Origin of the sequence: Halorussus amylolyticus, from assembly GCF_004143485.2 — an archaeon.
GTDB classification, from domain to species: domain Archaea; phylum Halobacteriota; class Halobacteria; order Halobacteriales; family Haladaptataceae; genus Halorussus; species Halorussus amylolyticus.
Window position 1 is genome coordinate 266,937 of sequence record NZ_ML974132.1, and the last position, 20,336, is coordinate 287,272.

The following is a 20,336-nucleotide window of genomic DNA, read 5'->3' on the forward strand; positions in this document are numbered from 1 at the left end:
TCCCCAGATGACTCGTCGCTCGATGGTGTGCGAGCAGGCGACGACCGCCAGTGAAAAGAAAACCGAGCGCGTTAGGCTTCGACCGAGGAGTCGATGTCGCCGTTGATGCGAACGAGGCGATAGTCGCATTCGGGGCACCCCCACTTGGTTTTCAGACCGAGGTGGAGGTTCGTGCTGGCCGTACAGTAGAAGGTTCGCTCCGTACCACACTGGGGGCACTCGTGGTCGAGTTCCTGACTCATACCTCGTTGTCGGGTCGCGTCACAATTTAAGATACTGGTTTCGACTTCCAAGGATGCAACGAATCCGAGCGTCCGCACGCCGCGAGTTCGACTGAGTCGCGGTTCGGCCGACGACCGTGTCGGCTGTCGCGGCCCTCGTTCGGTTTCGAGGTCGGAACTGAATAGATTTTTCTGCGCGCGCGTGCCCGCTCAACGATGGGCCGACCGTCCGAGACGGTTGCCAGCCGGGATTCGTGTCGGGTGAGTCCTCCGAGTCGCCTGTCGCTACCGGGGTCGTCGCTCGTTTTCCGCTACTCCGCGAGAGCGAACGGCCCTCTCCGCGTTCGATTCCGAGGTTCGGGGGTTCGACCAGCGTCTAATAAACCATACTTCGCGATACTAATTTCGAACCCTCGAGTGTGACGCCGGGACACCAACTACTTGGCACGCGGGGCCGTACCGGGCCGTATGTCCGTTATTCTGTACTCGCTCGACGGCTGTCCGTACTGCGAGAAGGCCGAAGCCGCGCTCGACGACCACGGAATCGACTACGAAACGCGCTGGGTCGAGGCGCTCCACTCCGAGCGCGACGAGGTCAAGCGCGTCAGCAATCAGCGGTCGGTGCCGGTCCTCGTAGACGAGGAGGCGGGCGTGACGATGGGCGAGAGCGACAATATCGTAAAATACGTCGAGACTTCGCTCGCCGAGCGGTGAGAAATCGCTCGGAAGCGAGAGAATCGTTCGGGGTCGGAATTAAGAGGAGTCGGACGAAAGACCCCGGTATGAAGATTTACACCGGTCGCGGCGACGAGGGACTGACCGACCTCCGGGACATGTCCCGCGTGTCGAAGGCCAGTCCCCGAATCGAGGCGTACGGCACGGTAGACGAGCTAAACGCCTTGGTCGGGCGCGTCCGACCCTGCGGTCACGACGACATCGACGGCCACCTCCGGGAGATTCAGAATCTCCTCCACGTCGTGCAGGCGGATTTCGCGAACCCGGACCCCGACGAGGGCGACCCGATGGTCCGCGAGGAACACGTCGATGAAATCGAGGCCGCGATAGACTCCTACGACGACGAACTCGAACCCCTCCAGTCGTTCATCCTTCCGAGCGGAAGCGAGTCCGGTGCGGACCTCCACCACGCCCGCACGGTGTGTCGGCGCGCCGAGCGCCGGGCGGTCGCACTGGAGAGCGCCGAGGAGATCAACGACACCGCGGTCACGTACCTCAATCGGCTGTCGGACGCGCTGTTCGTGTTCGCGCGCGTAGTCAATCAGCGCGAGGGTGTGGTCGAGGAGTCGCCGACGTACTGACGGTCCGTTTCGGCTGTGGACTGTTTCGGCCGTGATGCCGCGTTTCGGCCAGTTCGTTCGCGACTGGCGGTTTGTCTGACTGGGTGAGACTGGGAGAAGTCGCGCCGCCACGCGAGTAACCCCGACAGCAACCGCGACCGCCTCTACAACAGCAACCGCGACCACCTCTACAACAGCAACTGCGACCACCTCTATACTTGAGCCACTGAAAACCGCAACCGCGACAGCCACGGTGACGGTCAAAGCCACCACAGAACCCACCATCGCTTCGGAAGACCGACGAGACCGATACGTTCATTCTCCTTCAGTCGCTTGTCACACGTAAGCATGCGGATACGCGAATGGAAGGACATCGTCGAGGACGTTGTCGAGCGGGACACCGACCCCGACGACTGGCGCGCGGTCGGGGGCACCCGCTCGGGGGGCGTCGGCGAGGACCTCTACCTCGGACACCCGAGTGCGGGGGTCTACCTGCTCAAGACCTACGCCAAGAACCCCTACGAAGTGAAGGGCGTCGGCGCGCGAGTCGCGCGGAGCCTCGACGACGAAATCGGGTCGTTCCTCCCTGAGAAGGACTCCGGCGGCCGATTCGCGGTCCAGAACCCGCCCGAAGACGAGGGCGACGCCGAGCAGAAAGCGAAGCACTTGGAGGAGGTCGTCAAGGCCCACGCCGACGCGCCGACCACCCCCAACGACTTCTTCGACGACGTGATGGACGCCCTCGACAGTCCGGCGTTCGGTCCCATCGACTACGACCAGTACGGTCGGCCCGCCCCCGCCGACGAACTCTCCGAGCAGTTCGAGGAGGCCGAGGACCTGCTCAATTCGGAACTCGACGACCTCATCGACGAGGATTCGGTCGGGAGAGGGTTCCAATAGTGACCCCGACTCGATACCGGGCTCAGACTCGATACCGACGAGTGAGAGTGCTCGGATTCACGGCCACCGAACAACCGTGTCGAACCGCCTCCGGGGCGTAACGATGGTCGGACCACCGACATCGGAGGAAAATCGTGGAGCGAGAAATCTGCTCTGGGGGAGCATCGTCGCGCTCGTCGGCGTTTCGGCCGGTCTCGTTACGCTCTCGACCGGCGGAACGCTGGTCGAAATCGGAGTCGCAATCGTCGTCGGACTCGCGATTGGGGCCGCGCTGCTGGCGTATCTGATTCGGATTGCGGTCTGAGGGAGCGAGAGGGACGAGATTTTGGGCTCAGGGTTCACTCGCGAGAGCCTCTCCGCTCACGGATTCACTCGCGAAAGCCACCGCGCGGGGTCGTCGAGTTCCGCGTCGGTCGGCAGATTCTCGGGGCGGTCCCACACCGCGCTCGCGCCGTCGATGCCGCGCTCGGCCGCGACCACGTCGAAAAAGGCCTTTCCGCGCTCGTACTGTCGGCGTTTCAGTCCGAGTCCGAGCAGACGGCGGAGGAACTTCGAGACGGGGTCCCGGCCGCGTCGTCGCGCCTCCATTTTCTCGCGGAGGTCGGCGTACTCGTCGTCGAACGCGCCGTCCATCAGGAGCTCGGCGTACCCCTCGACCGCGGTCATGGCGGCGTCGAGGTCGCGGAACGCCTCGCGGTCGAGGTGGCCGTGGGCCAGTGCCTCGATACCGTCCTCCATCCGCGATTCGAGGTGCTCGGAGAGCCACGGGGCCGCGCCGAACTCCGCGGCGTGGGTCACCTCGTGGAACGCTATCCACCGCCGGAAGCGGTCGTACTCCACGTCGAGTTGGTCGGCGATGCGCCGGATGTTGGGCCGGACGAAGTAGAGGGCGTGGTCGTCGCTCTCGGCGAGGAGGAGCGGGTCGTACTGCCCGAGGACGTTCTTCGCGAGGACCGACAGCATCACTGACATCGTGCCGGTGTTGACGGTCCGGGCGACCCCGGGCATGACCGCGGGGCCGTGTTCCTCGACCGGTTCCATCACCCGCCGGAAAGTGTCGATGTTGGCGTCTATCCAGTGGTGGCGGTTCTGGACCTCAACGATGTCGGGCACGTCGAACTCCACGCTCGACACCTCGCGGACGCGGGTGCGGGCGTCGCGCACGTCGGTCGCGTAGCCCGCCCGCTCGGCGTCCGAGAGGGCGATGGAGCCGGGGTCGGTCACTGCCTTCGCGGCTTCGGCGACCGCGTCCCAGTCGATTGGGCCGTCGCCGGATGATTCGGCGATAGCCCGGACGCTACGATAGAGGCTCACGACGTACTGTTGGATGTCTCGGGTCAAAGTCCTTCCGCCGGGTATGGTGGCGTGTCCCGCTTGGAGACGATGGAAGCAATGTCGTGTTCGGAGACGGTGTCGCATTCGCACACACCGGTGTCGCGGATGTAACAGGAGGTGTGGTGGGTGGGTAGCCGGTGGTTAGGGTGGACAGTCGGTGGTTGGGGTGAGTAGTCGGTGGTCGGCGTAGGGGGTCGGTGGTTGGGGTGAGTAGTCGGTGGTCGGCGTAGGGAGTCGGTGGTTGGGGTAGGGAGTCGGTGGTTGGGGTAGGGAGTCGGTGGTTGGGGTAGGGAGTCGGTGGTTGGGAACGGAAGTTCGCCACCGAATTAGGAGTTACGTTGTACTCCAGTCATCTCAATCGGGTAGTAGACCCCCGAGGCCGGGACACCACTCTCGCGAATGTAATCGTCTACGAAGCAGGGTGAGGACACCGGAACCAACCGATTCCCAGGAAATTCACGAAGTGTAAAACGAAAATGTGTCTTAGAGGGGCTGAAAACACTAATTATTCCACAATTACATTCGCGACAGTGGTGTGTGTTCCATTTCTATCTAGTAATATAGTTACAAACGAGACAGTAGTGTGCCTGTATGTTATAAAATTAAGGTATTGCGTGGGAGTAGTATGTATGTGAATGTAGTTGTCTATAATTCGTTACAGACGCGATGGGGGTGTGTCCCGGTTTCCCATTCGCTTCTGCGTTCTGTTTTTCGCTCTGCCCCCTCCCCGGTTTTTTCCCTCTGTTCTTTCTCGCTCTCTGCTCCCCACCGCCAACTCCTTACATCCGCGACACTGGTGTCTGTCCACTCTGCAGTTCCCACTCGCCCTCTCTCGTCTCCGAAAAACATCCGCGAAGGTAGTTCACACCCTCGTTCGCTCCAAACTTCGGAGAAACCCGCGTTCCCCTCGCGTTCGGCCCCGAGATACATCCGCGACGTTACCCCCTATCTTTATGTCCGGCGGTGCGAAGCAACGTCCCAACTGATGCCTTCCGACGAGACTGTCGAACGCGACCCGCTCTTTCGCTACGACGAACCGATATTCGCCGACGAGGACCTGCTCCGAATCTCACACCTCCCCGGCCCGAACCGAATCGTGGGGCGCGACGAACACATGCAGAAGGTCGCCGAAGCCCTCAACCCCGCCATCTTCGGCCAAGAACCGACCCACCTGTTCATTTTCGGCAAGACCGGCACGGGGAAATCGCTCATCTCCCGGAGCGTCTCGAAGCGCGTCGAGGAGGAGGCCGAGCGGGAAGACGTGCGAGTCAAGACCGCGTTCATCGACTGCGGCGAGCAGACCACCGAGGCGTCGGTCATCAAGACCATCGGCCGGGAACTCAACGATTCGGTCGAGACGGGCATCACGGTTCCCCAGCGCGGACTCGGCACGGGCGACTACTACGACCGACTCTGGCGCATCATCGATATGTCGAGCGACGTGACGCTCGTCATCCTCGACGAAATCGACATGCTCGAAGACGACGAGGTGCTTCGAAAGCTCTCGCGGGCGGGCGAGAACCGACGCATCACCGACTCGACCATCGGCATTATCGGCATCTCGAACAAAATCGACTTCCCCGACGAACTCAACGAGCGCGTGAAATCGAGCTTCGCCCACGACGAACTCGTCTTCCCGCCGTACGACGCCCACCAACTCATCGACATCCTCCAGAACCGGGCCGACGCGTTTCGGGACGGCGTCCTCTCGGACGACGCCGTCCCGCTAACCGCGGCGCTCGCGGCCCAGGAACACGGCGACGCCCGGAAGGCAATCGACATCCTCCGGAACGCGGGCCGAATCGCGACCAAGCGCGACGACACCGAAGTCACCGAACAGCACGTCTACGCCGCGAAGGAGAAGACCGAGGCCGACCGGTTCGCCGAACTCATCGACGGCGCGCCCACCCAAGCCAAGGCAATTTTGCTCGCGCTCACCCTCCTGACCGAGAATCGCCATCAGGACCAGTTCCCGACCCAGCAGATATACAAGCAGTACGAGTCCATCGCGGGCGAACTCGACGTGAGCCCGCTCTCGGAGCGCCGCGTCCAGGAGATTCTCCAAGAGCAGGACTTCCTCAACGTCATCGACTCCGAGACGAAGGGCCGGGGTCGAGGTCGCGGGGTTCACACCATGCACCGCCTGCTTGAGGAGCCGGAAATCGTGAAGAAGGTGCTAAATCGGGATTCGCGAATCGCTGATTTGGGAATCTGAGTCCCTCCCGCTCTCGACGCGAGAGTGCCTTTCGACTGGAGAATGCAGACGACTAATTGGGAGAATTCGACTAGCTACTACTTGAGCCAATTATAACCGCAACCGCGACAGCACCGCAGGCCACATTCCTCCCCAACCGACTGTGCTTCTCGTTCACTCCCTCCGGTCGTTTACTGCGATGCTCATCCCTCGCGCGCTTTGGGCGCAACGTCAAACCGCGACGTTTCGCCAGCGCGCGCCGGGTGGGTGATCCACCTTCTCTGCGAAATTCCGCTGAAATCTGCTCCACCTTCATCCTCGGTCCCCCAAACCGACGGGGTTTTTCTACCGGCGGACGCTACGAGTGTCCCGTGAACGTACGGGGACCGGTCGTGGACGCGGGCGAAGTTCGGACCGTCAGCACGCAGTACGGCGAGCGCGACCTCGCCGAGGTCACGGTGCGCGAGGACGACGGACCCAAGACGGTGACGCTCTGGGGCAAGTGGACCGAATCGGCCGACCTGCTCGAAGAGGGCATGGAACTCCTCGTGACCGACGTGGAGGAGAGCGAATACCGAGGCGAGACGACCTACTCGACCGGCGGCGACTCCTACGTCGTGGTCGAACCCTCCTTCCTCGTGGACGTGACCGATATTCGGTCGTGGGTACAGTGTCCCCGGATGTACTACCTCAACAAGCTTTCGGGGTTGCCGGTGGCGTACCCCGTCGTCAAGGGGACCATCGTCCACGAGGTGTTCGGGGACCTGCTCCGTGGCCGCGACTTGGACGAGAGCATCGACGAGCGCGTCGAGGAGGCCGGACTCGAACTCGGCCTGCTCGGGCGCGAGCGCGAAGAGGTCACCGAGGAGGTCCGCCAGAACGCCGCCGCAATCGAGGGCTGGCTGGCGCAGGGTGCCCTCACGGAGGACACCGCTGAGCAAAGCTCAGCGAGCGATGCGACGTGGTCGCATAATGACGACTGGCGAAGCGAGCAGACCCTCATCAGCGAGCGATTCGGTATCAAGGGCCGGGCCGACGCGCTCCGGCGCGGGATGCCGGTCGAGTTGAAGACCGGCAAGAACCTCAAGCGCGACCCCCGATTTCAGGACAAGATTCAGGCCGCCTGCTACGCGCTCTTGCTCAAGGAACGCGGCGTCCCGGTCAACACCGGAACCCTGCTCTACACCAAGAACTCCGCGCTCGACCGGAGCGAGGAGTCGGGCGACCTCTCGCCCGCCAAGGAGTTCTCGGTCGGCGACGGCCTGCTCGACTTCGTGGTCCGAACCCGGAACGAAATCGCGGCGATGGAGTACGATTCGAGCGTTCCCACCGGCTACGAGGCCGACGCCAAGTGCGAGTACTGTTTCGAGCAGGACACCTGCATGGTGGTCTCGGGCCGACTCGACCAGGAGTCGAAAGCGGGCCAAATCGGGAATCCTGTCCCCGAAGAGGAACGCGACTACTTCGACCGATTCTACCGACTCATCGAGGAGGAGCGCAAAGCGACCCACGCCGAGTACGCCAAACTCTGGGAGCAGACGCCCGAGGAACGCGCGGACGACGACCGGGCGCTCATCGACCTCGAACCCACAGGCCGCCGCCAGCTCGACGGCGGCCGGTGGGAACTCCGCGCGACTCGAACCGATAGCGCGGTCTCCAAAATCCGAGAAGGCGACGTGGTGCTCGCGAGCGACGGCGACCCGGTCTCGGGCCACGCCGAACTCGGCCGCGTCGAGCGACTCGGACGCGAGTCGCGAGACGACGAAGTCGTCGTCACGACGGACGAACCGGTCGAACTCCGGCGACTCGACGTGTACCCCTCGGAACTCTCGGCCGACCGGATGCTCACGGCGCTCCACGACTTCGTGCTGAAGGGCAGCCCTCGCCGGAAGGACGTGCTGTTCGGGCGCGCCGACCCCGAGTTCCGCGACGACAGCCACACCTTCATCGACAACAACGAGGCCCAAAATGAGGCGGTGAACCTCGCGGTCAACGCCGAGGACTTCGCGCTTGTCCACGGCCCGCCCGGCACGGGAAAGACCTACACCATCGCGCGGACGATTCGGGCCTTAGTCGAACGCGGGAATCGTGTCCTCCTCTCGGCGTTCACGAACCGGGCGGTGGACAACGCGCTCGAAGCCCTGCGTGCGCAGGGCTTCGAGGGCGTAGTGAGAGTCGGAACCGAAAGCGGCGTCCGCGAGGACATGCAGGACCTCCGACTGGAGCGCGGCGGCGACCCCGGCGAGCGCGCGGCCGAACTCCAGAACGCCAGCGTCGTGGCCGCGACGACTTCGACCTGCGCCTCGCGCATCATGCGCGAGCAGGCGTTCGACGTGGCGTTAGTGGACGAAGCCTCCCAACTCACCGAACCCAACACGCTGGCGGCGGTCAACCTCGCCGAGCGGTTCGTGCTGGTGGGCGACCACCAGCAGTTGCCCCCGGTCGTCCGGACGGAGAGCGAGGCGCAACGCGCCTCGGAAACGCAAGCGGTGGAACCGCGAGCGAACGACCTCGCCACGTCGCTGTTCGAGCGTCTCATCGAACAGTCCCCCGAGGCGGGCGTGATGCTCGACCGCCAGTACCGCATGAGCCAGCGGATTCAGGCGTTCTCGTCCCGGGAGTTCTACAATGGCGACCTGCGGCCCGCATCGGGCGAGGTGGCGGGCCAGCGACTCGCGGACCTGCCGGGCGTCGATGCCGAGGTGCTGCCGCCGGAACTCCGCGGGGGCGTCTCGTTCGTAAATCCGGAGGGCGGAACCGAGGGCAACACGAACCCCGCAGAGGCCGACCGCGTAGCCGAGGTGGTCGAGGCGTTCGCCGACGCTGGCGTCCCTCGGATTGATATCGGCGTCATCGCGCCGTTCCGCGCGCAGGTCGCGGAAATCGGTCGCAGGCTCCCCGACGACGTGACCGTGGACACCGTGGACCGATTTCAGGGGTCGAGCAAGGAGGTCATCGTGGTCTCGTTCGTCGCCACCGGCGACCTCGAAAGTCCAATCTTCGAGGACTACCGCCGGGTGAACGTGGCGCTCTCGCGGGCGAAGAAGGCGCTCGTGCTGGTGGGCGACGAGACGGCGCTCCGGACCGACGACCTCTACTCGCGAATGGTCGAGTGGGCAGGCTGATTCGACTTCCGTACCCGGAAAACTGTTCTCGACCGGTCTTCGTCGGCGGATTTTTAGCACGGGAGCGAGAACCCCGAACGATGAGAGTCGGCATCGTCGCCCAGAAAGGCAACTCTCAGGCCGCCTTTCTGGCCGGACAGATACGCGAAACGTTGCCCGAGGACGTGGAGGTTCGACTGGACGCCGCGACCGCCGAGGAGTTCGGCGAGGAGGGGTATCCGGTCGAGGAGATGGACGAGTCGGACCTGGTGGTCTCCATCGGCGGCGACGGCACCTTCCTGTTCGCGGCCCGGGGCGCGGGACCGACGCCGATTCTGGGCGTGAATCTGGGCGAAGTCGGCTTCCTCAACGGGGTCGCACCGAGCGCCGCGGTCGAGACGGTCGAAGCCGCGGTCGCCACGCACCGGGAGAACGGCGAGATTCCGTCGCGGGAGGTGCCCCGCCTGCGCGCTACAGGCGGAGGTGCGGGCGCGAGCGGAGACGAAGGCGAGTGGGACCTCCCGCCCGCGCTGAACGAAATCGTCGTGCAGGGACCCCAGCGCGGCCACGGAAACGGACTCGACTACGAAATCCAAGTGAACGGCCGCGAGTTCACGGCGGGCCACGCCGACGGCGTGCTGGTCTCGACGTCGACCGGAAGCACGGCCTACAACCTCAGCGAGGGCGGGCCGCTGATTCACCCCGAGGTGGACGCGTTCGTGGTCACGGAGATGTGCGCCGCCGAGTCGATGCCGCCGCTGGTGATTCCGGGCGACAGCGTCGTCGAGATTCGGGCGTCGGGTGCCGACCACGGGTTCGTGAGCAGCGACAGCACCCGCGAGCGGTTCGAGATGCCTGACCGGGTCACGGTCGGACCGACCGAGGAACCGACCCACATCGCCGAACCGTCGAGCGACTTCTTCCGGGCGCTCGGAAAGCTGGACTGATTCTTCGGGGGAACGCTGACGTGACTCGCAGAGAGAACGTTGGCCCAATTCGCGGAGAGAAAGCTGGCTCGATTCGCCGAAAGGGAAAGTCCTAATCCGACGCGCTCGCTACAATTCGACAATGGACGAACAGCTACCGGACGTGCAGGCCTCCGAGCCGGACGTAACGGTCGGTCTGAATCGCGTCGGCGTGACGGGCGTGACCAAACTGGTCGAACTCGCCCGGCCCGAGAAGCGGCCCATCGTGCTGACCGCGGAGTTCGAGGTGATGGTGGACCTCCCGAGTTGGCGGAAGGGCGCGGACATGAGCCGAAACATGGAGGTCGTCGACGAAATCCTCGAAGACGCGGTGAGCGAACCCACCTATCGAATCGAGGACGTGTGCGGCGAGGCCGCAGAGCGCCTGCTCGAAAAACACGACTACACCACCAAGGCCGAGGTTCGGATGGAAGCCGAGTACATGCTCAAGGACCGGACGCCCGCGAGCGACCGGCCCACGCAGGCGACCGCCGACGTCATCGCTGGCGCGACAGCCACCGACGAGGGCACCCGCGAGGAAATCGGCGCGCGCGTCACCGGCATGACGGTGTGCCCCTGCTCGCAGGGCATGATGAGCCAGACCGCCCGCGAGAAGCTCGAAGACCTCGGTGTAGGCGAGGCAGAGGTCGAGGAGTTCCTCCGCGAAGTGCCCCAAGCGGGCCACTCTCAGCGCGGCCACGCCACCCTCACGGTCGAGAGCGACGGTGCGCCCGAGGCGAACCTGATGGACCTCATCGAGGTCGCGCGCGACTCGATGAGCGCCCGCATCTACAACCTCGCCAAGCGCCCCGACGAGGACCACATGACCTTCGAAGCCCACGCGAACGCGAAGTTCGTGGAGGACTGCGTGCGCGACATGGCCGAGGGCGTCGTGGAGTCGTTCCCCGACCTCCCCGACGACGCCACGGTGACGATGAAACAGAGCAACGACGAGTCCATCCACCAGCACAACGCCCACGCCGAGCGCGTGGCCGAGATGGAGATGCTTCGGGAGGAAGTTTCCGAGGACTGAGGCCGGATATCTGGGGAATCTGGGGTCCTATCTGCTTTCTCTGTTGTCGTGAGGGGGAGTATGATTCTTGACGTGAAGCTCGCTACTCCCGGTATCTATGAAACCGCGACCGCCCAGCACCGCACAGCACCGCCCAGCACCGCCCAGCGACCGCACCGCGCCCCCGTTCCTCCCCGCGTCTCGCTGAACAGCGTGAAGCGAGGCTCGGAAGACGCGGTTTGTCTTCCGGCGTCTCAGCGAGCGAAGCGAGGTGAGGCTCGTCGGAGCGTGCTCCGACGGCGTGCGTCTGCGCTCGCACAGCGAGCGCAGACGCGGCGCGTCCCGTGGTCTGTGTAGCATCCGAAACAGTGGTTGTTCAGCCTCCGGAATGTTCGTCTTCAGATGATTCCGAACCTTGAGACGGACGCCCACAGACACTTGTTCCCCGAAACCCAATCCACCCAACACGAACCATGAGCGTCACCGGCCTCTGCCAGATTTGCGAGCAAAAGGAAGCCAAGCACTCGTGTCCCAACTGCGGCACGCTCGCCTGCGACGAACACTGGGACGAGGGCCTCGACCTCTGCGCGCAGTGTGCGTCCACGGTCGAGCGGGGCGGGACCGACGAGGGGGGCGTCCGGCCCGACGACCTCGACGACGATGACGTGATGCGGTTTTAGCGGGCGTCGCTCCGCAGGTATCAAGTCGCCGTCGTTCCAACGTCGGGGCGTGACAGTCGCCGCAGTCGTCTTCGACTTCGATTACACGCTGGCCGTGCCCGACCGCCCGCGCGAGGAGATACTGACCGACGCGACCGAATCGGTCGGCGCGCGAGACATCTCCCGCGACGAGTATCAGGCGGTCCACGCCCGCTACCTCGACGCCGAGTCGCGCGAGCCGATTTTCGCGGAGTTGCTCGGCGAGGACTCCGAGGTAGACCCCGCCGACCTCGCGGCCGCCTACCGCGAGGCCGTCGGCGAATCGCTCCGACCGGTCGCGGGCGTGCCCGACCTGCTCGCATCGCTCGGCGCGGAGTACCGACTCGGCCTGCTCACCAACGGGTCGGTCCGCGCCCAGCAGAGCAAACTCGACCAGTTCGACTGGGTAGGCGAGTTCGACGCGACTCTCGTGACCGGCACGCTCGAAGCCGGAAAGCCCGACAGGCGCGCGTTCGACGCGATACTCGACGCGCTCGGCGTCGAACCCGGCGAGGCGGTCTACGTCGGCGACGACCCCGAGGCTGACGTGGTAGGCGCGAAAGGCGTGGGAATGTACGCCGTGCAGGTCCTCTACGATGGCGGTCCGGACCCCGCGCCCGAAGCCGACGCGCACGTCGCCCAGGAGTCGCTCGCGGCGGAGCTACCCGGTATCCTCGACAGCCTGTAGCGCCGCCACGACGACGTCGGTGGCGCGCTTGACCTCCGCGCCGTCCTCGGCGAACACGATAGTTCGCGGGGGTTCGACAGCCTTCGGTCGAACTCGGAGTCCGACATCTTCGGCGGCGCTCGCGGCGGTCTCGACGCCCTCACGGAACTCGATTCGGGCGCGGTCGTCGTGGACGTACACCTCGGCGAAGGTCTCGTCGTCTTCTCCTCGCGCGACCTCGTAGGCGAGTTCGCCCGCCGCCGTCCCCTCGGCGTCGGGGTCGGGGTTGACGACCGCGAGCGCGTCGAGACCCGAGTCCTCGCGGCCGTCGAGTTCGGAGGAGAGCAGTTGTGCGATGCGCTTGCCGTCGGTGGTTCGCTCCTCGACCATACGCCCGATACGAGGTCGAGCGGATTATCCTTCGCCTTTCAGTTCCTCGCGGGCGTCGGCGGCCTCCCCGCTCGCGTCGATTCCCCGGCGTCGAGCGTACACCACCGCCGCGGCCTCGATGGTCACGCCGAGGTGACTCTGGAGTTCGTTTATCTCTGCGACTGCGGTCTGTTTGTCGGTGCCGTCGGCGACCACCTTGTCGAGCAGGCGCTCGAACGTCGATTGCTCTTGGAGGATGGACTCGTCGGGCACGAACCCCTCGGGAATCTCGACCTCGCTCGGGTCGAACGTCGTGCGTATCTCGTCGTCTGCGCGTTCGAGCAGGCCCTGTCCGGTCGCCACGTCCACGAGGCGCTCGGCCTGGTCGGGCGAGAACCAATCGCGGTCGAGCGACAGCGCGACCACGAACTCGCTCTCGGGCATCGACTCCCTGCCCTTCTGCTGGAACGGCGCGGCCACGGCGCTTCGCAGGCTCATCGAGTACAACCGCGTGAGTGGACGGCCTAAATGTGGTGGTTTCCGGGCCAAACCGCGCGCGACCCCCCGGAAAATTCCCGACACCGAAACGAGCCATTGAAGTACGCCCTGACCGATTTCACGGGTATGAAAGACCAAGGAGGCTCCACGCGCAAGCGAACCGGCGGCCGACTGCGACCGTCCCACAAGAAGAAGAAGCACGAACTGGGCCGTCAGCCCACCGAGACCACGGTTGGCGAACCCAAGTTCCGAACCATCGACGCTCGGGGCAACACCGAGAAGGTCCGCGCGCTCGCGACCGACGTCGCCAGCGTCGCCATCGACGGCGAGACCATCAAGGCCGAGATTCAGGACGTGACCGAGAACGTCGCGAACCCCAACTACGTCCGGCGGAACATCGTCACCAAGGGCGCGCTCATCGAGACCAGCGAAGGGCAGGCCCGCGTCACCTCCCGTCCCGGACAGACCGGCAACGTGAACGCGGTCCTCGTCGAATAGCGTTTCTCCGCGTTTTACGCCGCGTCGTCTACCCCTTCCAGCCCTGCGTCCGTGATTCGGAATCGGGCCTTCTCGCCGGCGGGCTTCGCGCGGTGCTTTTCGAGCGTTGCGCGCCGATTGCCGCCCCGGAAGCGGTCGATGCGGACGACCGTCCCGGTCCAGTGTTCGAGGGTGTGGCCGCCGAGCGCGCGCGCCCGGTCGCCGTCTGGGTCGGTGTACACCTGATTCGTTAGCACGACCGCGAGGTCGTGCTTGCGCGCGAGCGAGAGGAGGTGCGTCACTTGGTCGGCGACCTGCCGAAGCGCCTCGCCGCCCTCGGTGTCCTCCGAGCGCTTGAGTCGGTAGAATCCGGTGGCGCTGTCGAGCACCACGAGGTCGGCGCGCTCGGCGAGTTCGGCGGTGTCCCGGACCGCCTCCTGCTGTTCTTCGAAGTCGTAGGCCTCCTTGATGACGATGCGGGAGGTGAGGTCGGGCACGTCGTCGGTCCGGGCCGACGCGACCTGCTCGAATCTGTCTAGCGACAGTCCCTCGGTGTCGATGTACACCGCGGTCCCGTCCGCGTCGGCGACTTCGACCGCCGCGCCGAGCGCGACGTTGGTCTTGCCAGCGGCGGGCGGGCCGTACACCTGCGTGACGGTGCCGCGTTCGAACCCGCCGCCCAGCAGGTCGTCGAGCGGCCCGCACCCGGTCGGAATGGCGTCTGCGTTCACACCCCGCGGTTGGGCCTACCCGGTCAAAAGGTTCGGGTTTCACCACCACCTTTTTTCTTCGTCGGGTGTCCTCGGGCGACGGCGCAAAGCGCCGGTCGCCCTGCGGACACCACTCCTCGAAAAAATCTGGACCAAAAAAGGGCCGCTCGCTCGTCGCTTCGCTCCTCGCTCGCGGTACAACCACTTGACGCCGGTGACGCAGACCACCGGGAAACGGCCGGTGACACCACCTTCGGGGTGGGACTTCCGAAAGACACGTCTTTCGGCTTCCCGCTCGGTCCCCTCGCGGGAATGAAAGGGGCCGCCCGGTCGCGCTCGTCTTGGTCGTCTCTGCGGGCCAGTATTCGCGCCGAGCGTTGCGGAGAGGCGCGAATATCCCGCAGAGCGACCGCGACCGGGCGGGGGCTTTCGATGCCGTCATCGTTCCAAATGTTTTCGCGGTCACTGTTCAGAGCAGACGGGGCTTTCTGGCTGTTATTGACTTTGCTACCTCCGGTGATTCGAAACGACCGAAGATACTCTCAAAACACCCATCTCACCGCCTGTATTTTTCACCCCCGACCGCCAATTCCGAACAGTGACAGTCGTCGTCGCCACCGAGAACTTCGAGCTGTACCACGGCGTGGTCAACGAACTCCGGGACCGCGGGGTGACGTTCACCACCGTCGAACCCGGCGACGACCTCCCCGAGTCGGCGACGGTTCTCATCAGGGCCGAGACCGACGCGGACGAGGTCGAAACCGGCGTAGACGAGGTCGAATCCGACGCGCGGACGGTCGTCGCCGACCCCGAGGACCCCCGGCGCGCGGTCGAGGAGGCGCTCGCGTTCATGCGCGGGGGCGAGGGCCGAACCGTCGTCGGAATCGACCCCGGAACGCGACCCGGGATCGCGGTGCTGTCGGGCGACCTCGTGGTGGCGGCGTTCCACGTCCCGCTCGCCGACGTGACCGAGACTGTTCGGCAGGAAATCGCGGACGCGGTGGACCCGGTGGTCCGAATCGGCGACGGCGCGCGCCTGCAGGGCGCGCAGTTGGTTCGAGAACTGGAGGACGCGCCGGTCGAACTCGTGGACGAGACCGGGACGACGCCCTACCTCGGGACCGGCGCGCGCGGCATGGGCGACGTGCTGGCGGCGGTCAACATCGCCCGACTGGAGGGCGAGCGCGTGGAGGGTCGGGAAGTCGAACCGACCGCCGGGGAACTCAAAGTGATTCAGAATCGGTCACGCCAGCGCTCCGACGAGAATCGGGAAATTGACGAGGAACTCGCTCGCCGGGTGGCGGCAGGGGATTTGACGCTGGAGGAAGCGATGGACGAACATCGGAATGGTGGGGAGGATAGGTAACATCCTGCTGTCGTTCGAGACTTTCGGAAGCCGAACTACGAACCGGAAACGTGTCATCGAGAACGCCTCGAAAGCCCCCGCCCGCTCGCGGTCGCTCAGACGACTGAACTGAACGCGACCGGGCGGCCCCTTTCAGTCCCGTGAGGCACGAACGGGATGTCGAAAGACGAGTGAAACGAAGTCTTTCGGAAGTCCCGCCCACGGCGGTTGGTCGAGACCATTCAGATGTTCTTTCTCGCTTCACTCTCCGCTAGCCGCATCACCTCGCGCACCGCCGCGTCCGCCTCTCGCGCTACCTCTGCGCAGTCGTCGTACTCGGCGCTCACGTCGTACACTGCGCCGTCCTCGTCGCTCGCGATTTTCACAGCCACCTCGTAGCGGTCGCCGTCGAACTCGACGGCGACCGTCTCGAACGCTCGCTGGGCTATCCAGCGGTGGGTCGCGCCCGCCTGCCTGATTCCGAGGGTGCCGGTCTCCTCGGCGAGTCGGCGGGCGACTCGCTCGGCGTCTTCGGGCTTGCAGATGACCTTCACGAGGTGGCCCGGTCGGGACTTCTTCATCGTGAGCGGGACGACGGACACGTCGCGCGCGCCGACCTCGGAGAGCGATTCTTGGAGACCGCCGAGAATCTCGGGCGGCGCGTCGTCGAGATTCGTTTCGAGAATTGCGATGTCGTCGCGGGTCAGTTTTCCGCTGCCCTCGCCCTCGCTCTTTCCGACCATCGCCCGGAGGACGTTCGGATGGTCCGGGAAGTCGTACCCGCCAGCGCCGTAGCCCGACGAGTCGATTCGGATGGACGGCAGGTGCTCGACGCCCTCCGCGAAGTGCGCAAGGATGGCCGCACCCGTGGGCGTGAGCAGTTCGGCTTCGACCGGGCCGCCCCGGAGCGACCAGTCGGCGCGCTCGGCGATTTCGACGGTGGCGGGTGTCGGGACCGGGTAGACGCCGTGACTCATCTCGACCTCGCCGCCGCCCGTGGCGAGCGGCGTCGTGACGATGCGGTCGGTTGCGAGGTCGTCCACGAGGAGCGTCGCGCCCACCACGTCCGCGATGGCGTCGTCCGCGCCGACCTCGTGAAAGTGGGTCGATTCGAGGTCGGTGCCGTGGACGCTCGACTCGGCTTCGCCGAGGCGCTCGAAGATAGCGAGCGCGTCGGCCTCGACGCGCTCGGGGAGGTCCATCGATTCGACGATTTCGACGACTTCCGGATACGTTCGGAGCGCCCCGGAGCCTTCGGCGTGGGTGTGTGAATGGCTGTGGTCGTGGCTGTGGGCGTGATGATGGTCGTGGTCGTCGTGAGTATGGCCGTGCGAGTGGGCATCGTCGTTGTCGTGACTGTGGCCGTCGTGAGAATGACCGTGTTCGTGGTCGTGCGAATGGTCGTGACCCTCGTGGGAGTGGTCGTGGTCTGCGCTCGGGTCTTCGTCGTCGGTCCCTCCCTCTTCCTCGTCATCCAGCAGGACCGCCACTGTCGTCGCCGAAATTCCGTTCTTGTCGGTCGTGCCGACCTCGTAACGAATCGGCAGGGCGTCCTCCACGGGCGCGAGCGCGGAGCGGTCCGCGCCCGCCGCGAGCAGGGCGGCGAGTATCATGTCGCCGCTCGCGCCCATCCGACCGTCGAATGCGAGCGTTTGCATGGAGAACCGTGAGTGATTCGCGGCGAAAAAGGCGGTGATTCCGGCGATGCCGATTTAGAGGACGTTCGCGGAAACGAGAAATTACTCTGACTTGAGGGTGGCCGAAAGATTCACACAGGCACCAAACGGCTTTGTAGCGCGAACGCGTATGCAAACCCATCGCATGCACGTGCACGTAACGGCATCCTCCGCGGTCTCGACGGTGGATTTCCCCGACAGCAAAGGACTTATCCCCCGCGGGCGCGGACGCACAAACAACTCCCGCATTCCCTAATCATGAACGAAGTCCAACTAGAGGTGGCAAAGGCGTACCCGAACGACTCGGGGCGCGGTATCGCTCGCCTTGACCCGGACACCCTGCTCCATCTGAAGCTGAGTCCCGGCGACATCATCGAAATCGAGGGCGGTGACACCACCGCCGCGAAGGTGTGGCGCGCCGACCGACAGGACTGGAACACCGACACGGTTCGCATCGACGGTTTCACGCGCCAGAACGCCGACGTGGGTATCGGCGAGCGCGTCGAGATTCGAAAGGCGGACGCCGAGAAGGCCGACAAACTGGTTCTCGCACCCCCGGAAGAGGCCAGCGTCCAGTTCGGAAGCGACGCGGCCGGGATGGTCAAACGCCAGATTCTCAAGCGTCCGGTGGTCGAACGCGATATCGTGCCCGTGATGTCGAGCACGAACCACCCGTTCATGCGGTCGCCCGGACAGGCGATTCCGCTCATCGCGGTCGAGACGGACCCCGACGGAGTGTGTCTCATCACCGAGGACACCGAGGTCGAGTTGCGAGAAGAACCCATCTCGGGCTTCGAGAAGACCGGCGGCGGCATCACCTACGAGGACATCGGCGGCCTCGAAAGCGAGATTCAGCGGGTGCGCGAGATGGTCGAACTCCCGATGAAGCACCCCCAGATTTTCAAGAAGCTGGGCATCGAACCGCCGCAGGGGGTTCTGCTTCACGGCCCGCCCGGTACGGGTAAGACCCTGCTCGCGAAGGCGGTCGCCAACGAGACGTCCGCGAGTTTCTTCTCTATCGCGGGACCGGAAATCATCTCGAAGTACTACGGCGAGTCCGAACAGCAGCTTCGAGAAATCTTCGAGGACGCGACCGAGGAGTCGCCCTCTATCATCTTCATCGACGAACTCGACTCCATCGCACCCAAGCGCGAGGACGTGACCGGCGAGGTCGAACGCCGCGTCGTGGCCCAACTGCTCACGATGATGGACGGGCTGGAATCGCGCGGACAGGTCATCGTCATCGCGGCGACGAATCGCGTGGACTCGGTGGACCCCGCGCTCCGGCGTCCGGGTCGGTTCGACCGCGAAATCGAAATCGGCGTCCCGGACGAGACGGGTCGCGAGGAAATCCTGCAGATTCACACCCGTGGGATGCCCCTCAGCGACGACGTGGCGCTCGACTCGCTGGCGAACGACACGCACGGCTTCGTCGGTGCCGACATCGAGAGCCTGACGAAGGAGGCTGCGATGAAGGCGCTCCGGCGCTACCTCCCCGAAATCGACTTGGACGAGGAGGACATCCCGCCGAGCCTCATCGACCGGATGATAGTCAAGCGCCAAGACTTCAACGGCGCGCTCAACGAGGTCGAACCCTCGGCGATGCGCGAGGTCCTCGTGGAACTTCCGAAGGTGTCGTGGGACGACGTGGGCGGTCTCGAAGACGCCAAAAACCAAGTCAAAGAGAGCGTCGAGTGGCCGCTGTCGTCGCCCGAGAAGTTCCAGCGGATGGGCATCTCGCCGCCGAGCGGCGTCCTCCTGTACGGCCCGCCGGGGACCGGTAAGACCCTGATGGCGAAGGCTGTCGCCAACGAGACCAACGCCAACTTCATCTCGGTCAGGGGGCCGCAACTGCTGTCGAAGTGGGTCGGCGAATCGGAGAAGGCCATCCGCCAGACGTTCCGGAAAGCCCGGCAGGTCTCTCCGACCGTCATCTTCTTCGACGAACTCGACAGCCTCGCGCCCTCGCGGAGCCAAGAGGTCGGCTCGAACGTCTCCGAGCGCGTGGTGAACCAACTCCTGACCGAACTCGACGGACTGGAGGAGAAGGGCGACGTGATGGTCATCGGCGCGACCAACCGCCCGGACATGATTGACCCCGCACTCATCCGGTCGGGGCGGTTCGACCGCCTCGTGATGATAGGCCAGCCAGACCAGGAGGGCCGCGAGCAGATTCTGAAGATTCACACGGACGACACGCCGCTCGCTGCGGACGTGAGCCTCCGAGAGGTCTCGGAAATCACCGACGGCTACGTCGGAAGCGACCTCGAATCCATCGGTCGCGAGGCCGCAATCGAGGCGCTCCGGGAGGACGACGACGCCACCGAGGTCGAGATGCGCCACTTCCGGCAGGCGCTGGAGAACGTCCGGCCGACCATCACCGACGACCTGCTCGACTACTACGAGCAGATGGAAGACGAATTCAAGGGCGGCACGTCCAGTCCCGAGCAGGGTCGGCGCGGCGGACGGATTGGCTTCCAATGAAACTTTTGCTGCGGTCGAGCGCGCCGTAGGCGCGCTCTCCCTGGCAAAACTTTCATGAAAAACGCGGCGTCACCCCCTCCGTCACAGGGCGGTGCGCGAAGCGCACCGCCCGCTCCGTCGAGGGTTCCTTGGTCCGCTCGCTACGCTCGCGGTACGACTGTTGGTACTTGACCGCAAGCGGATGTTTCGCCTGCTGTACTTCCCCCTTTGACGTAGCTCGGTGCGTCGTCCGACCGGCACGCCGTAATCCACCGCGAGGGAGCGAAGCGACCGAGCGGACCAAGGAACCTTCGAGGGAGCAGTGCGGCGGCTTCGCCGCCGCGCTCAGCGAACGGGGAGGTGATGCCGTGTCGTCGGGAGCAAAGCGACCGACGGCTCGGAGGACG

19 protein-coding genes are annotated in these 20,336 nt (G+C 65.0%); 13 read left to right on the forward strand and 6 right to left on the reverse strand.

Going from position 1 to position 20,336, the window contains the following annotated elements; all coding sequences use genetic code 11:
- Positions 1 to 71: 71 nt before the first annotated feature.
- The gene (locus EKH81_RS19305; RefSeq protein ID WP_202935095.1) at positions 72 to 242 is read right to left on the reverse strand and encodes a DUF7838 family putative zinc beta-ribbon protein; all 171 of its coding nucleotides are present in this window, start codon (positions 240 to 242) and stop codon (positions 72 to 74) included.
- 447 nt (positions 243 to 689) lie between these two features.
- On the opposite strand from EKH81_RS19305, the gene EKH81_RS08655 reads away from it, so the two are divergent.
- From EKH81_RS08655 to EKH81_RS08670, 4 genes are all read left to right on the forward strand, one after another.
- On the forward strand, positions 690 to 935 hold the full coding sequence (locus EKH81_RS08655; RefSeq protein ID WP_132059442.1) for a glutaredoxin family protein: 246 nt from the start codon (positions 690 to 692) through the stop codon (positions 933 to 935).
- Between the two features lie 68 nt (positions 936 to 1,003).
- On the forward strand, positions 1,004 to 1,537 hold the full coding sequence (locus EKH81_RS08660; RefSeq protein WP_132059441.1) for a cob(I)yrinic acid a,c-diamide adenosyltransferase: 534 nt from the start codon (positions 1,004 to 1,006) through the stop codon (positions 1,535 to 1,537).
- A 327-nt stretch (positions 1,538 to 1,864) separates the two neighbouring features.
- Complete coding sequence (locus EKH81_RS08665) at positions 1,865 to 2,416, forward strand: hypothetical protein (protein WP_132059440.1); 552 nt, start codon at positions 1,865 to 1,867, stop codon at positions 2,414 to 2,416.
- Positions 2,417 to 2,519: 103 nt separating this feature from the next.
- Positions 2,520 to 2,720 (forward strand): hypothetical protein, encoded by a 201-nt coding sequence (locus EKH81_RS08670; protein WP_132059439.1) that lies wholly within the window; start codon positions 2,520 to 2,522, stop codon positions 2,718 to 2,720.
- 56 nt (positions 2,721 to 2,776) lie between these two features.
- Here the strand turns inward: EKH81_RS08670 and EKH81_RS08675 are convergent, their stop codons facing one another.
- On the reverse strand, positions 2,777 to 3,730 hold the full coding sequence (locus EKH81_RS08675; RefSeq protein ID WP_132059438.1) for a zinc-dependent metalloprotease: 954 nt from the start codon (positions 3,728 to 3,730) through the stop codon (positions 2,777 to 2,779).
- Positions 3,731 to 4,736: 1,006 nt separating this feature from the next.
- On the opposite strand from EKH81_RS08675, the gene EKH81_RS08680 reads away from it, so the two are divergent.
- From EKH81_RS08680 to EKH81_RS08705, 6 genes are all read left to right on the forward strand, one after another.
- Entirely contained in the window at positions 4,737 to 5,966 is a 1,230-nt protein-coding gene (locus EKH81_RS08680) for a Cdc6/Cdc18 family protein (protein WP_132059437.1), read from the forward strand.
- Positions 5,967 to 6,316: 350 nt separating this feature from the next.
- Entirely contained in the window at positions 6,317 to 9,070 is a 2,754-nt protein-coding gene (locus tag EKH81_RS08685; RefSeq protein ID WP_132059436.1) for an AAA domain-containing protein, read from the forward strand.
- Between the two features lie 80 nt (positions 9,071 to 9,150).
- On the forward strand, positions 9,151 to 9,996 hold the full coding sequence (locus EKH81_RS08690; protein WP_132059435.1) for an NAD(+)/NADH kinase: 846 nt from the start codon (positions 9,151 to 9,153) through the stop codon (positions 9,994 to 9,996).
- A 121-nt stretch (positions 9,997 to 10,117) separates the two neighbouring features.
- The gene (gene mptA / locus EKH81_RS08695) at positions 10,118 to 11,047 is read left to right on the forward strand and encodes a GTP cyclohydrolase MptA (protein WP_132059434.1); all 930 of its coding nucleotides are present in this window, start codon (positions 10,118 to 10,120) and stop codon (positions 11,045 to 11,047) included.
- 452 nt (positions 11,048 to 11,499) lie between these two features.
- On the forward strand, positions 11,500 to 11,706 hold the full coding sequence (locus EKH81_RS08700) for a hypothetical protein (RefSeq protein ID WP_132059433.1): 207 nt from the start codon (positions 11,500 to 11,502) through the stop codon (positions 11,704 to 11,706).
- Positions 11,707 to 11,755: 49 nt separating this feature from the next.
- Complete coding sequence (locus tag EKH81_RS08705) at positions 11,756 to 12,412, forward strand: HAD family hydrolase (RefSeq protein ID WP_132059432.1); 657 nt, start codon at positions 11,756 to 11,758, stop codon at positions 12,410 to 12,412.
- Here EKH81_RS08705 and EKH81_RS08710 read toward each other — a convergent pair.
- Both EKH81_RS08710 and EKH81_RS08715 read right to left on the reverse strand, forming a co-directional pair.
- On the reverse strand, positions 12,386 to 12,781 hold the full coding sequence (locus EKH81_RS08710; RefSeq protein ID WP_132059431.1) for a DUF7993 family protein: 396 nt from the start codon (positions 12,779 to 12,781) through the stop codon (positions 12,386 to 12,388). The genes EKH81_RS08705 and EKH81_RS08710 overlap by 27 nt on opposite strands.
- Positions 12,782 to 12,805: 24 nt before the next feature.
- Positions 12,806 to 13,258: a DUF2240 family protein gene (locus tag EKH81_RS08715; protein ID WP_132059430.1), complete on the reverse strand. Its 453-nt coding sequence runs from the start codon at positions 13,256 to 13,258 to the stop codon at positions 12,806 to 12,808.
- Positions 13,259 to 13,384: 126 nt separating this feature from the next.
- Between EKH81_RS08715 and EKH81_RS08720 the strand changes: the two genes are divergently transcribed.
- A complete protein-coding gene (locus EKH81_RS08720) occupies positions 13,385 to 13,756 on the forward strand; it encodes a 30S ribosomal protein S8e (protein WP_132059429.1) in 372 nt (123 codons plus the stop codon).
- 14 nt (positions 13,757 to 13,770) lie between these two features.
- On the opposite strand, the gene radB is transcribed toward EKH81_RS08720, so the two are convergent.
- Positions 13,771 to 14,466: a DNA repair and recombination protein RadB gene (gene radB / locus EKH81_RS08725; protein ID WP_132059428.1), complete on the reverse strand. Its 696-nt coding sequence runs from the start codon at positions 14,464 to 14,466 to the stop codon at positions 13,771 to 13,773.
- A 577-nt stretch (positions 14,467 to 15,043) separates the two neighbouring features.
- Between radB and EKH81_RS08730 the strand changes: the two genes are divergently transcribed.
- Positions 15,044 to 15,811 carry a RuvC family protein gene (locus tag EKH81_RS08730; RefSeq protein ID WP_132059427.1) on the forward strand — a complete coding sequence of 256 codons (768 nt, stop codon included), beginning with the start codon at positions 15,044 to 15,046 and terminating at the stop codon, positions 15,809 to 15,811.
- A 221-nt stretch (positions 15,812 to 16,032) separates the two neighbouring features.
- Here EKH81_RS08730 and larC read toward each other — a convergent pair whose 3' ends face one another.
- Positions 16,033 to 17,448, reverse strand: coding sequence for a nickel pincer cofactor biosynthesis protein LarC (larC, locus tag EKH81_RS08735; protein WP_132059426.1), 1,416 nt, complete (start codon positions 17,446 to 17,448; stop codon positions 16,033 to 16,035).
- Positions 17,449 to 17,724: 276 nt separating this feature from the next.
- On the opposite strand from larC, the gene EKH81_RS08740 reads away from it, so the two are divergent.
- The gene (locus EKH81_RS08740; RefSeq protein ID WP_132059425.1) at positions 17,725 to 19,950 is read left to right on the forward strand and encodes a CDC48 family AAA ATPase; all 2,226 of its coding nucleotides are present in this window, start codon (positions 17,725 to 17,727) and stop codon (positions 19,948 to 19,950) included.
- Positions 19,951 to 20,336: the final 386 nt, after the last annotated feature.